This window comes from Streptomyces sp. NPDC040589 (assembly GCF_055594445.1).
Window position 1 is genome coordinate 364899 of record NZ_JBVIWP010000006.1, and the last position, 12162, is coordinate 377060.

Below are 12162 nucleotides of genomic sequence, written 5' to 3' on the forward strand. Positions count from 1 at the left end.
TCAGGCCTTTCCCAGCCGGTTCGCCGTGTGGACGGCCCGCAGGACCGCCGCCGCCTTGTTGCGGCACTCGGTGTCCTCGGCGACCGGGTCGGAGTCGGCGACGATGCCCGCGCCCGCCTGGACGTAGGCGGTGCCGTCGCGCAGCAGGGCCGTGCGGATGGCGATGGCGGTGTCGGAGTCGCCCGCGAAGTCGAGATAGCCGACGCAGCCGCCGTACAGCCCGCGCCGGGACGGTTCGAGTTCGTCGATGATCTGCATGGCGCGGGGCTTCGGGGCGCCGGAGAGGGTGCCGGCCGGGAAGCAGGCGGTGAGGACGTCGAAGGCCGTGCGGCCCGGGGCGACGCGGCCCGTCACCGTCGAGACGATGTGCATGACGTGCGAGTACTTCTCGATGGACATGAAGTCGACGACCTCGACCGAGCCGGGCTCGCAGACCCGCCCCAGGTCGTTGCGGCCCAGGTCGACGAGCATCAGGTGCTCGGCGCGCTCCTTGGGGTCGGCGAGGAGTTCGTCGGCGAGGGCCTGGTCCTCCTGCGGGGTGGCGCCGCGCCATCGGGTGCCTGCGATGGGGTGGACCATGGCCCGCCCGTCCTCGACCTTGACCAGGGCCTCGGGGGACGAGCCGGCGACGTCGAACCCGTCGAAGCGGAACAGGTACATGTACGGCGACGGGTTGGTGGCCCGCAGGACCCGGTAGACGTCCAGCGCGCTGGCCGTGCACGGCGTCTCGAAGCGCTGGGAGGGCACCACCTGGAAGGCCTCGCCGGCCCGGATGCGCTCCTTGATGTCCTCGACGGCCTCCTGGAAGTCGGGGCCGCCCCAGAGCGCGGAGTACTCGGGGACTTCGGAGGGCGGCAGGACGGCGGGGGGCTGGGCCACCGCGCGCGAGAGGTCCGCCTCCATGGCGTCGAGGCGGGCGATGGCGTCCGCGTAGGCCTCGTCGACACCGGTGTCGAGGTCGTTGTGGTTGATCGCGTTGGCGATCAGCAGGACCGAGCCCTCCCAGTGGTCCATGACCGCGAGGTCGCTGGTGAGGAGCATGGTCAGCTCGGGCAGCTTCAGGTCGTCGCGCTCGCCGGGGCCGATCTTCTCCAGGCGGCGGACGATGTCGTAGCCGAGGTAGCCCACCATGCCGCCGGTGAAGGGCGGCATGCCCTCCTGGTGCGGGGTGTGCAGGGCCTCGATGGTGGCGCGCAGGGCGGCGAGCGGGTCGCCGTCGGTGGGGACGCCGACGGGCGGGGTGCCGAGCCAGTGCGCCTGTCCGTCGCGTGTGGTCAGCGTGGCGGCGCTGCGGACTCCGACGAACGAGTACCGGGACCAGGAGCGGCCGTTCTCGGCGGACTCCAGCAGGAAGGTGCCGGGGCGCTCGGCGGCGAGCTTGCGGTAGAGCGCGACCGGGGTGTCGCCGTCGGCGAGGAGCTTGCGGGTGACCGGGATGACCCGCCGGTCGGTGGCGAGCTTGCGGAACGTCTCGAGGTCCATGGCGGCTGACCTTACTGATCCGCGGCGGCGGCGTCCGAACCGCCGTCCTTGAGCAGCACGTCCTCGTCGAAGCAGGTGCGGGCTCCGGTGTGGCAGGCGGCGCCGACCTGGTCGACCTTGACGAGCACGGTGTCGGCGTCGCAGTCCAGGGCGACGGACCTGACCCACTGGAAGTGGCCGGAGGTGTCGCCCTTGACCCAGTACTCCCGGCGGCTGCGGGACCAGTACGTGCAGCGGCCGGTGGTCAGGGTGCGGTGCAGTGCCTCGTCGTCCATCCAGCCGAGCATCAGCACCTCTCCGGTGTCGTACTGCTGGGCGATGGCGGGCAGGAGGCCGTCGGCGCTGCGCTTGAGGCGCGCGGCGATCTCCGGGTCGAGGCGGCTGGATGGAGCACTGTGGCGCGAAGCGCCTCCGTGAGGGGCGGTGGCCGGGCGACGGGCGGGCGTGCTGGTCATGCGGTCCATTGTGCCGCGCGCCACTGACAGGCCAGATGGAGTGTCCACTGGGCGGACCCCGGGCACGGTCGTAGGCTGGCCGCATGTCGACCCATGCAAAGCGTGAACGACTTCTCCTCGCCGATCTGTTGGAGACCGCGGGCCCGGACGCGCCCACCCTGTGCGAGGGCTGGACGACCCGGGACCTCGCCGCCCACGTGGTGGTGCGCGAGCGCCGCCCGGACGCCGCCGGCGGGATACTGATCAAACAGCTCGCGTCGCGCCTGGACCGGGTGATGGCCGAGTACACCGGCAAGCCGTACGAGGAGCTGATCCAGCTGATCCGTACGGGCCCGCCGCGCTTCTCGCCCTTCTCCCTCAAGCCGGTCGACGAGATGTCGAACATCATCGAGTTCTATGTCCACACGGAGGACGTCCGGCGTGCCCAGCCCGACTGGTCCGCGCGCGAGCTCGACGCGGTCTTCCAGGACGCCCTGTGGTCCCGTCTGGAGCGCACCGCCCGGCTGATGGGCCGCGGCGTCCCGACGGGCCTGGTCCTGCGCCGCCCCGACGGCCAGACGACGGTCGCCCAGCGCGGCACACCCGTGGTCACGGTGACCGGCGAGCCGTCCGAGCTGGTCCTGTTCTCCTACGGCCGGCAGAGCGCGGCCAAGGTCGACCTGGACGGCGACGAGAACGCGATCGCGAAGCTGCACGAGTCGAAGCAGCTCGGCATCTGAGACGGCCGGACGGCGCCGCCGGTGGGCGTGGGCTGATCAGCGCGGGAGTTCGGCGCGGCGGAGCGGGGCCGAGCACAGGGTGACGAGTACGCCCAGGGCGCAGATCGCCGCGCACCCCGCGAAGACCGGGCCCGCCGACCAGCGGGCGACCGCCGCGCCGACCAGCGGGAAGGTGAGAGGGGCGACGCCGAAGCCGACCAGGGTGGCGGCGGAGGTGACCCGGCCGACGTAGGCCGGGCCCGCCGTGACCTGGAGCAGCGCCCCTCTCAGCGCGCCGCCGAGTCCGGCGGCCAGGCCGATGGCCAGGGCCACCGCGGTGGCGGCGAGGACGGACGGCGCGTGGGCGAGCGCGGCGATCGCCGAGCAGCCGACGAGTTCCGCCACGGCCATGACCAGCCCGGCGCGCGGCACCCGGCCGCGCAGCGCGAGCAGCAGCGAGGCGGCCCCGGCTCCGGCGCCGAACGCGGCGAGCACCCAGCCCATGCCGGCGGAGCCCCATCCCTGCTCCCGGGCCAGCAGGGTCAGTCCGAGGTTCATCGGCCCGACGAAGCCCAGGTCGGCCAGTGCCATGGCGAGCACCAGCGGGCGCAGCACCCGGTCCTGTGCGATGTGCCGCAGTCCGTCGCGCAGTTCGGCGAGGGCGGTACCGCGCGGGCGCTCCACGCCCCCGGCCGCGGAGGCTGTCCGGCCGACCCGTACCGCCCACAGCACCGGCAGCGACACCCCGATGAGCAGCGCGGCCAGCCCGAACGCCCCGGCCGTGCCGCCGAGCGCGATGCCGAGGCCGCCGAGCGGTCCGCCGAAGACCGTGGCGAGCCGGGTGGCCAGGCCGCGCATGCCGTGCACGCGGGCGAGTTGCTCCCGGCCGGTGATCCGCGCGGGCAGCGCACTCGCGGCCGGCAGGAAGACGGCGTCGACGATCCCGAACAGCAGCGCCACACCGCCCAGCGCCCACAGCCCCGGGTCCGCCACCAGCAGCATCGCCGCAGCCAGGACGACGAGCAGACACCGCGCGGCACTGCTGCCGAGGACGACCGGGCGCGGCCCGTACCGGTCGGTGACCACTCCCCCGCCGAGCATCAGCAGGGCCCGGGGCACGGCACTCACCGCCGTGACCAGCCCGGCCTCGGCGGGTGTCCCGGTCTGTACGGCCGCCCAGGACAGGGCGACGTAGTAGACGGTGTCCCCGACCGCCGACGAGGTGTAGGCCCCGAGCCAGCGCAGCACATCGGGGTCGCGGTGGGCCGGCCGGACGGCGGCGGTGTCAGGTACGGAAGGGGAAGGCATAGGTGTGCAGCGCGACGTTCTCGCGCCCCTCGGTGTCCCCGGCCGCCTCGGCGGCGCGGCCCTTCTCCTGGTACTTCTGGGCGAGGGCACGCAACTCACCGGTGAGCTCGGCGAGTTCGGCCGCCGTGAGCCGCAGTACGGACTCCGAGGACTCGGCGGCGGTGGTCCACTCGGAGTCCCAGTGGGCGCGTTCGTCGAGGTGGCGCCGGTACATGTCGGCGCGCTGCTCGAAGAAGAGGCGGCTGGCCGCGGTGTGCGCTGCCGCTTTCTCGGGGGCGTCGCTGAAGTCCTCGGCATGGATGCTCACGCCGTCCGAGGCCGGCTGCCACCAGCGTTCCCGCCCGTCGGCGCTGCGCGGCTCGGCCTCCTCGATCAGCCCGTGCTCGGCGAGCTTGCGCAGGTGGTAGCTGACCAGCGAGACGGCCTCGTCGACCTCCTCGGCGAGCTGTGAGGCCGTCGCGACACGGGCGAGGGTCAGCCCGCGCATCAGCTTCATCCGGAGCGGGTGGGCGAGCGCCTTGAGCGTGCCCAGGTCGGTGATGCGGCGGTCCCTCTCCTTGCTTCCCATGACTGAACCGTAGGTACGAAAGAAAACTTGCGCAATTATTTTTGCGCAACTTTCCTTTCTCACCTGGGCGTGAAAGAGCCCCGGCCGCACCGGGCGGCCGGGGCTCTTGAGCGAAGGCGTCACCGCACCGGGTGACCCGCCTCCCGCAGCGTCTCCTTGACCTCGCCGATGCGCAGGTCCCCGAAGTGGAAGACCGAGGCGGCCAGCACCGCGTCCGCGCCCGACGCGACGGCCGGGGGGAAGTCGGTCAGCTTGCCGGCGCCGCCCGAGGCGATGACGGGGACGGTCACGTGCTTGCGTACGGCCCGGATCATCTCCAGGTCGTAGCCGTCCTTCGTGCCGTCCGCGTCCATCGAGTTGAGCAGGATCTCACCCGCGCCCAGCTCGGCGGCCCGGTGTGCCCACTCGACGGCGTCGATGCCGGTGCCGCGACGGCCGCCGTGCGTGGTCACCTCGAAGGAGCCCGACTCGGTGCGGCGGGCGTCCACCGAGAGGACCAGCACCTGCCGGCCGAAGCGCTCGGCGATCTCGCGGATCAGCTCGGGACGCGCGATGGCGGCGGTGTTGACGCCCACCTTGTCCGCGCCCGCGCGCAGCAGCTTGTCCACGTCCTCGGCGGTGCGCACACCGCCGCCGACCGTGAGCGGGATGAACACCTGCTCGGCCGTGCGGCGCACCACGTCGTACGTCGTCTCGCGGTTGCCCGACGAGGCGGTGATGTCCAGGAACGTCAGCTCGTCGGCGCCCTCGGCGTCGTACACCTTGGCCATCTCGACGGGGTCGCCCGCGTCGCGCAGGTTCTGGAAGTTGACGCCCTTGACGACCCGGCCGTTGTCCACGTCCAGGCAGGGGATGACTCGGACCGCCAGGGTCATGAATCCACGGCTCCTCTATACGCTTCCACTTCGACTGACACCAGGACCCGCGAGTCGATGAAGCCCTCCACGACCAGCAGGGTCGTGACCGGGCGCACGGAGTCGAACAACTCCTTGTGGGCGCGGCCCACCGCATCGACATCGCGCGAATGTGCCAGGCACATACGGGTCCGGATCACGGACTCGATGCCGAGCCCGAACTCACCGATCGCCTCGACCGCACTGGCGAAGGCCACCCGGGTCTGTTCGTACGGGTCGCCGTCGCCGTACAGCACGTCGCCCTTGAAGGCGGTCGTGCCCGCCACGATGACACGGTCACCCGCCGCCACGGCCCGTGCGAAACCGAAGGACTCTTCCCAGGGACTTCCGCTCTGCACGCGCCGTACGGCTTCGGATGTCATGACGCCACAGCCTCCAAGGCTTCTTCCAGGGTGAACGCCTTCGCGTACAGGGCCTTCCCGACGATGGCCCCCTCGACACCGGCCGGGACGAGACCCGCGATCGCGCGCAGGTCGTCCAGCGACGACACGCCGCCGGAGGCGACGACCGGGCGGTCGGTGGCCGCGCAGACGTTCTTCAGGAGTTCCAGGTTGGGGCCCTGGAGCGTGCCGTCCTTGGCGATGTCCGTGACGACGTACCGCGCGCAGCCCTCCTTGTCGAGGCGCGCCAGCGTCTCGTAGAGGTCGCCGCCGTCGCGGGTCCAGCCCCGGCCGCGCAGGGTCGTGCCGCGTACGTCGAGGCCGACGGCGATCTGGTCGCCGTGCTCGGCGATGACCTTGGCGACCCACTCGGGGGTCTCCAGGGCGGCCGTGCCGAGGTTCACCCGGGTGCAGCCGGTGGCCAGGGCGGCGGCGAGGGTGTCGTCGTCGCGGATGCCGCCGGACAGCTCCACCTTGATGTCCATCGCCTTCGCGACCTCGGCGATCAGCTCACGGTTGTTCCCGGTGCCGAACGCGGCGTCCAGGTCGACCAGGTGCAGCCACTCGGCGCCGGACCGCTGCCAGGCGAGAGCGGCGTCCAGGGGGGAGCCGTAGGAGGTCTCCGTACCGGACTCGCCGTGCACCAGGCGGACCGCCTGGCCGTCCCTGACGTCGACGGCGGGGAGGAGTTCGAGCTTCACGGAGGACTTCGGGGGCATCAGAGGGTTCCGATCCAGTTGTTCAGCAGCTGCGCTCCGGCGTCGCCGGACTTCTCGGGGTGGAACTGCGTGGCCCACAGGGCGCCGTTCTCGACGGCCGCGACGAACGGCTTGCCGTGCGTGGACCAGGTCACCTTGGGGGGCTCGAGGGTCGGGTTGTGGGTCTCCAGCGACCAGTCGTGGACGGCGTAGGAGTGCACGAAGTAGAAGCGGGCGTCCGCGTCCAGGCCGTCGAACAGCCGCGAGCCGGCCGCGGCCTCCACGGTGTTCCAGCCCATGTGGGGCACGACGTCGGCCTGGAGCGGCTCGACCGAGCCGGGCCACTCGTCGAGGCCGTCGGTCTCCACACCGTGCTCGATGCCGCGCGCGAAGAGGATCTGCATGCCGACGCAGATGCCCATGACCGGGCGGCCGCCGGACAGCCTGCGGTCGACGATCCAGTCGCCGCGCACCTCGCGCAGGCCCTTCATGCAGGAGGCGAAGGCGCCGACGCCGGGGACGAGCAGCCCGTCGGCGTTCATGGCCTTGTCGTAGTCACGCGTGATCTCGACATCGGCTCCCGCGCGCGCGAGGGCACGCTCGGCGGAGCGGACGTTGCCGAAGCCGTAGTCGAACACCACGACTTTCCTCTGAGGGGCGCTCAATTCCACACCTCCAGCCGCACGACGCCGGCCACGAGGCACATCGCGGCGCCGATCGACAGCAGCACGATCAGGCCCTTGGGCATCTTCTGCTTGACGAAGGAGTAGATCCCGCCGACGAGGAACAGACCGACGACGATCAGCAGGGTCGAGATGCCGTTCACAGGGCGCCCTTCGTGGACGGGAGGATGCCGGCCGCGCGCGGGTCGCGCTCGGACGCGTAGCGCAGGGCCCGGGCCAGCGCCTTGAACTGGCACTCCACGATGTGGTGCGCGTTGCGCCCGTAGGGCACGTGCACGTGCAGCGCGATCTGGGCCTGGGCCACGAAGGACTCCAGGATGTGACGCGTCATCGTGGTGTCGTACTCGCCGATCATCGGCGCCATCTTCTCGGGCTCGGTGTGCACGAGGTAGGGGCGGCCGGACAGGTCGACGGTGACCTGCGCGAGGGACTCGTCCAGCGGGACCGTGCAGTTGCCGAAGCGGTAGATCCCCACCTTGTCGCCGAGGGCCTGCCTGAAGGCGGCGCCCAGCGCGAGGGCGGTGTCCTCGATGGTGTGGTGCGAGTCGATGTGCAGATCGCCCTCGGTCTTCACGGTCAGGTCGAACAGACCGTGCCGGCCGAGCTGGTCGAGCATGTGGTCGTAGAAGCCGACGCCGGTGGAGATCTCCGTCTTGCCCGTGCCGTCGAGGTCGATCTCGACGAGGACCGTGGTCTCCTTGGTCGTCCGCTCCACGCGTCCGGTGCGGCTCATTGACTCTGCTCCTTCTTCAGTGCACGAACCGCGTCGAGGAACGCGCCGTTCTCTTCGGGGGTTCCGGCTGACACCCGCAGCCACCCGGGGATGCCGTTGTCCCGGACCAGGACACCCTGGTCGAGGATCTTCTGCCAGGCCGTGTGCGCGTCCTCGAACCTGCCGAACTGCACGAAGTTGGCATCGGACTCGACGACCTCGTAGCCCGTCGCGCGCAGTTCGCGCACCAGCCGGTCCCGCTCGGCCTTGAGCTGCTCGACGTAGCCCAGCAGCGTTTCGGTGTGCTCCAGGGCGGCCAGGGCGGTCGCCTGGGTGACGGCCGACAGATGGTACGGCAGCCGGACGAGCTGGACGGCGTCCACGACGGCCGGGTGCGCGGCGAGGTAGCCGAGGCGCAGGCCGGCCGCGCCGAACGCCTTCGACATCGTGCGGGAGACGACGAGGTTCGGGCGGCCCTCGATCAGCGGCAGCAGCGAGTCGCCGTGGCTGAACTCGATGTACGCCTCGTCCACCACGACGATCGCCCCGGCAGTCGCGGCCTTGGCCGCCTGCGCGGCCTCGTACAGCGCGAGGACCGTCTCGGGCGGGACCGCGTTGCCTGTGGGGTTGTTGGGCGTGGTGATGAAGACGACGTCGGGCCGGTGCTCGGCGATCGCCTTCTCGGCGGCCTCCAGGTCGACCGTGAAGTCCTCGTTGCGGGGACCGGAGATCCAGCCCGTGCCCGTACCCCGCGAGATGAGCCCGTGCATCGAGTACGAAGGCTCGAAGCCGATCGCCGTACGGCCCGGCCCGCCGAAGGTCTGCAGCAGCTGCTGGATGACCTCGTTGGAGCCGTTGGCCGCCCAGACGTTGGCAAGGCCGACCTCGTGGCCGGAGGTGTCCGTCAGGTACTCGGCGAGCTTGGTGCGCAGCTCGACCGCGTCCCGGTCCGGGTAGCGGTTGAGGTTCCGCGCCGCCTCACGGACCCGCTCGGCGATGCGCTCGACCAGCGGCTCGGGCAGCGGATAGGGGTTCTCGTTGGTGTTCAGCCGTACGGGGACGTCCAGCTGGGGCGCGCCGTAGGGGGACTTGCCGCGCAGCTCGTCCCGTACGGGGAGATCGTCGATACGTACGTCGCTCACTTGCTCTCGGGTACCTTCCAGCCGAACCTCGCCTTGATCGCCGCGCCGTGCGCGGGCAGGTCCTCCGCCTCCGCCAGCGTCACCACATGGTGCGCGACCTCGGCCAGCGCGTCCTTCGTGTAGTCGACGATGTGGATGCCGCGCAGGAAGGACTGGACGGACAGGCCCGAGGAGTGGCAGGCGCAGCCGCCGGTGGGCAGGACGTGGTTGGAACCGGCCGCGTAGTCGCCGAGGGAGACCGGGGCCCAGGGGCCGATGAAGATCGCGCCGGCGTTGCGGACCCGCTCGGCCACCGCCGCGGCGTCGGCCGTCTGGATCTCCAGGTGCTCGGCGCCGTACGCGTCGACGACCCTGAGGCCCTCGTCGATGCCGTCGACCAGCACGATCGCGGACTGCTTGCCGGTCAGGGCCGGGACGATCCGGTCGTCGACGTGCCGGGTGGCCGCGACCTGCGGCTCCAGCTCCTTCTCCACGGCGTCCGCCAGCTCGACGGAGTCGGTGACGAGGACCGCGGCGGCCAGCGGGTCGTGCTCGGCCTGGCTGATCAGGTCGGAGGCGACGTGCACCGGGTCGGCCGTGTCGTCGGCGAGGACCGCGATCTCGGTCGGGCCGGCCTCGGCGTCGATGCCGATCTTTCCGGTGAAGTAGCGCTTGGCGGCGGCGACCCAGATGTTGCCGGGGCCGGTGACCATGTTCGCGGGCGCGCAGGACTCGGTGCCGTAGGCGAACATCGCGACGGCAGTGGCACCACCGGCCGCGTACACCTCGTCGACGCCGAGCAGCGCGCAGGCGGCGAGGATGGTGGGGTGCGGCAGGCCGTCGAACTCGGCCTGGGCGGGAGAGGCGAGCGCGACGGACTCGACCCCGGCCTCCTGCGCGGGCACCACGTTCATGATCACGGAGGACGGGTAGACGGAGCGGCCGCCGGGCGCGTAGAGCCCGACCCGCTGGACCGGTACCCACTTCTCGGTCACGGCGCCGCCGGGCACGACCTGGGTGGTGTGCGTGTCGCGGCGCTGGGCGCGGTGGACGATCCGGGCGCGGCGGATGGACTCCTCCAGGGCGGCGCGCACGGCCGGGTCGAGTTCCTCCAGCGCGCGGGTGAGCGCGGCGGCCGGCACCCGCACCTGGTCGAGCCTGACCCCGTCGAACCGCTCGGCGAAGTCGATCAGCGCCGCGTCGCCCCGATGATGCACGTCCTCGCAGATGGGACGCACCTTCTCCAGGGCGGCCGCTACGTCGAATTCGGCTCGGGGCAGCAGGTCACGCAGGGCGGTGCCCTCGGGGAGGGCGTCGCCGCGCAGATCGATTCGGGAGATCACGTGCTCAATTCTCTCAGACCCGGGTGAGGCGTCGTCCGCGCGTATCAATGGCTGATACAGAACGCCGCGGGAGGCCGGGAGATCACGGGGGTGTGGGGGTGTCCCCCACGAAGCACAGCACGTTTCGCGTTCGGTGCGTCACCCAGCGGGCATGAACTGTTGTACGAAGAAACCAACCCACGAGTACCCGGGGAGGAAGGGAAGAGCGTGACCGAGGGGGCCGGCGTGCGTGCCGGGGATGTGCCCGAGGACCTGACCGCGGCCGAGGCCGGCATGTGGCAGGCCTTCCGCAATGGCAGCGTGTACGACCTGAGCAGCGGCGACCCGCTGGTGGACGATCCGCACGGCGGCCTGCCGTGGGGCGAGGAGCGGACCGTGCGGGCCCGGATCGTCTGCTGGCTGCTTCTCGACGGCCCGCCCGCCCTGGCCGGCCGGGTGTCGGCGCTGAAGCTGGCCGGCATACGGATCAGCGGCTCGCTGGATCTCGCGGGGGGCACGGTGGTGCCGTACGTCGAGATGCGCCAGTGCCGGTTCGAGCAGGACGTGCTGCTGCCGGAGGCCCGCTTCACGACCCTGCGGATGGTGGACTGCTCGGTGCCGCGCCTCGAGGCGGCCCGGGTGCACACCGAGGGCGATCTGCATCTGCCGCGCTGCCGTTTCCACCGCGGCATCCGGATCACGGACGCGCAGATCGGCACGGACCTGATGCTCAACCAGTCGATCGTGCACCGGGACCGCAGCGGACGGTCGATCGCCGCGGACGGCCTGACCGTCGGCCAGGACTTACAGGCCGAGCTGCTGGAGTCGCACGGCGAGCTGAGCCTGCGCGCCGCCACCATCGGCGTCTCGCTGAGCCTGCGCGGCGCGCGCCTGGCCAACCCCTACGAGCGGCTCGCGCTGAACGCCCCGCAGCTGACCGTCGAGCGCAGCCTGTATCTGACCCCGGCGGGGGTCGGCGCCCAGGCGATGAGCGGGATGACCCCGGCGCGCGGCACACGGATCCAGCGGTTCGAGTGCGAGGGCGGGATACGGCTCGACGACGGGCGGTTCGGCGACGCCGTCGACTTCGAGCGGGCCCGGTTCGGCCTCACCGAGGACCAGGAGCTGTCGCTGCGCCGGGTGCAGACACCCGAGCTGCGGTTCCTCGGGGAGCAGCCGGCGCGCGGGCGGGTGGTGCTGTCGGGGGCGAAGATCATCAACCTGATGGACCGGGCGGACGCCTGGCCCGGCCCGGGGCGGCTGCACATGGGCGGCTTCGCCTACGAGAACCTCGTGCCGCGCGGCCCGTTCCCGCTGGCCGAGCGGCTGGACTGGGTGGCGGCGGCGACCGCCGAGTACAACCCTGAGCCGTACGAGCGTCTCGCGTCCGTACTGCGGGCCGGCGGGGAGGACGTGGACGCCCGCGAGGTGCTGCTCGCCAAGCAGCGCCGGCACCGCGAGAGCCTGCCGCCGGCGGCCAAGCTGTGGGGCTATGTGCAGGACTGGACGGTCGCCTACGGGTACCGGCCGGGCCGGGCCGCGGTCTGGATGGCGGTGCTGTGGGCGGCGGGCTCGTTCGCCTTCGCGCAGGCCGGCCATCCGCCGCTGAAGCGGGGCGAGCATCCGGAGTGGAGCCCCACGCTCTTCACGCTCGATCTGCTGCTGCCGGTCATCGACCTGGGCCAGGTGGGCTTCTGGCAGTTGCGCGGGGGCTGGCAGTGGCTGGCGACGGCGATGATCCTGCTGGGCTGGATCCTGGCGACGACGGTGGCGGCGGGGGCCACACGCTTGCTGCGGCGCAACTGATGTTGCCGGTGTGAC

14 protein-coding genes are annotated in these 12162 nt (G+C 71.8%); 2 read left to right on the forward strand and 12 right to left on the reverse strand.

The window, feature by feature from the left end:
* The gene (locus ACZ58V_RS27580) at positions 1–1482 is read right to left on the reverse strand and encodes an anthranilate synthase component I (protein ID WP_468193447.1); all 1482 of its coding nucleotides are present in this window, start codon (positions 1480–1482) and stop codon (positions 1–3) included.
* Positions 1483–1493: 11 nt separating this feature from the next.
* A complete protein-coding gene (gene hisI / locus ACZ58V_RS27585) occupies positions 1494–1937 on the reverse strand; it encodes a phosphoribosyl-AMP cyclohydrolase (protein WP_468193449.1) in 444 nt (147 codons plus the stop codon).
* Positions 1938–2020: 83 nt separating this feature from the next.
* Here hisI and ACZ58V_RS27590 point away from each other — a divergent pair, with 83 nt between their 5' ends.
* On the forward strand, positions 2021–2656 hold the full coding sequence (locus ACZ58V_RS27590) for a TIGR03085 family metal-binding protein (RefSeq protein WP_471293171.1): 636 nt from the start codon (positions 2021–2023) through the stop codon (positions 2654–2656).
* 36 nt (positions 2657–2692) lie between these two features.
* On the opposite strand, the gene ACZ58V_RS27595 is transcribed toward ACZ58V_RS27590, so the two are convergent.
* The 10 genes from ACZ58V_RS27595 to hisD all read right to left on the reverse strand — a co-directional run bounded on the left by ACZ58V_RS27595 (position 2693) and on the right by hisD (position 10362).
* A complete protein-coding gene (locus ACZ58V_RS27595; protein WP_471293173.1) occupies positions 2693–3943 on the reverse strand; it encodes an MFS transporter in 1251 nt (416 codons plus the stop codon).
* Complete coding sequence (locus tag ACZ58V_RS27600; protein ID WP_468193453.1) at positions 3921–4511, reverse strand: ArsR/SmtB family transcription factor; 591 nt, start codon at positions 4509–4511, stop codon at positions 3921–3923. Before ACZ58V_RS27600 ends, ACZ58V_RS27595 begins: the two co-directional genes overlap by 23 nt.
* A gap of 119 nt (positions 4512–4630) precedes the next feature.
* Positions 4631–5386, reverse strand: coding sequence for an imidazole glycerol phosphate synthase subunit HisF (hisF, locus tag ACZ58V_RS27605; protein ID WP_189729000.1), 756 nt, complete (start codon positions 5384–5386; stop codon positions 4631–4633).
* Positions 5383–5787, reverse strand: a complete 405-nt coding sequence (locus tag ACZ58V_RS27610; protein ID WP_468193455.1) for a RidA family protein — start codon at positions 5785–5787, stop codon at positions 5383–5385. The genes hisF and ACZ58V_RS27610 overlap by 4 nt, the downstream gene beginning before the upstream one ends.
* On the reverse strand, positions 5784–6524 hold the full coding sequence (gene priA, locus ACZ58V_RS27615) for a bifunctional 1-(5-phosphoribosyl)-5-((5-phosphoribosylamino)methylideneamino)imidazole-4-carboxamide isomerase/phosphoribosylanthranilate isomerase PriA (protein ID WP_184596611.1): 741 nt from the start codon (positions 6522–6524) through the stop codon (positions 5784–5786). Before priA ends, ACZ58V_RS27610 begins: the two co-directional genes overlap by 4 nt.
* On the reverse strand, positions 6524–7168 hold the full coding sequence (gene hisH, locus ACZ58V_RS27620; RefSeq protein WP_468193456.1) for an imidazole glycerol phosphate synthase subunit HisH: 645 nt from the start codon (positions 7166–7168) through the stop codon (positions 6524–6526). The genes priA and hisH overlap by 1 nt, the downstream gene beginning before the upstream one ends.
* Entirely contained in the window at positions 7165–7329 is a 165-nt protein-coding gene (locus ACZ58V_RS27625; protein WP_189729006.1) for a hypothetical protein, read from the reverse strand. The genes hisH and ACZ58V_RS27625 overlap by 4 nt, the downstream gene beginning before the upstream one ends.
* On the reverse strand, positions 7326–7919 hold the full coding sequence (hisB, locus tag ACZ58V_RS27630) for an imidazoleglycerol-phosphate dehydratase HisB (protein ID WP_468193458.1): 594 nt from the start codon (positions 7917–7919) through the stop codon (positions 7326–7328). Before hisB ends, ACZ58V_RS27625 begins: the two co-directional genes overlap by 4 nt.
* On the reverse strand, positions 7916–9040 hold the full coding sequence (locus tag ACZ58V_RS27635) for a histidinol-phosphate transaminase (RefSeq protein WP_471293179.1): 1125 nt from the start codon (positions 9038–9040) through the stop codon (positions 7916–7918). The genes hisB and ACZ58V_RS27635 overlap by 4 nt, the downstream gene beginning before the upstream one ends.
* Positions 9037–10362, reverse strand: coding sequence for a histidinol dehydrogenase (gene hisD, locus ACZ58V_RS27640; protein WP_468193461.1), 1326 nt, complete (start codon positions 10360–10362; stop codon positions 9037–9039). The genes ACZ58V_RS27635 and hisD overlap by 4 nt, the downstream gene beginning before the upstream one ends.
* Before the next feature lie 207 nt (positions 10363–10569).
* On the opposite strand from hisD, the gene ACZ58V_RS27645 reads away from it, so the two are divergent.
* Positions 10570–12147, forward strand: a complete 1578-nt coding sequence (locus ACZ58V_RS27645) for an oxidoreductase (protein WP_468193463.1) — start codon at positions 10570–10572, stop codon at positions 12145–12147.
* Positions 12148–12162 lie beyond the last annotated feature (15 nt).

Coding starts and splice junctions, on each gene's coding strand:
- ACZ58V_RS27600 (WP_468193453.1), bottom strand. CDS start 4,511: ATGGGAAGCAAGGAGAGGGACCGCCGCATCACCGACCTGGGCACGCTC.
- ACZ58V_RS27590 (WP_471293171.1), top strand. CDS start 2,021: ATGTCGACCCATGCAAAGCGTGAACGACTTCTCCTCGCCGATCTGTTG.
- priA (WP_184596611.1), bottom strand. CDS start 6,524: ATGCCCCCGAAGTCCTCCGTGAAGCTCGAACTCCTCCCCGCCGTCGAC.
- ACZ58V_RS27580 (WP_468193447.1), bottom strand. CDS start 1,482: ATGGACCTCGAGACGTTCCGCAAGCTCGCCACCGACCGGCGGGTCATC.
- ACZ58V_RS27610 (WP_468193455.1), bottom strand. CDS start 5,787: ATGACATCCGAAGCCGTACGGCGCGTGCAGAGCGGAAGTCCCTGGGAA.
- hisI (WP_468193449.1), bottom strand. CDS start 1,937: ATGACCAGCACGCCCGCCCGTCGCCCGGCCACCGCCCCTCACGGAGGC.
- hisF (WP_189729000.1), bottom strand. CDS start 5,386: ATGACCCTGGCGGTCCGAGTCATCCCCTGCCTGGACGTGGACAACGGC.
- ACZ58V_RS27595 (WP_471293173.1), bottom strand. CDS start 3,943: ATGCCTTCCCCTTCCGTACCTGACACCGCCGCCGTCCGGCCGGCCCAC.
- hisB (WP_468193458.1), bottom strand. CDS start 7,919: ATGAGCCGCACCGGACGCGTGGAGCGGACGACCAAGGAGACCACGGTC.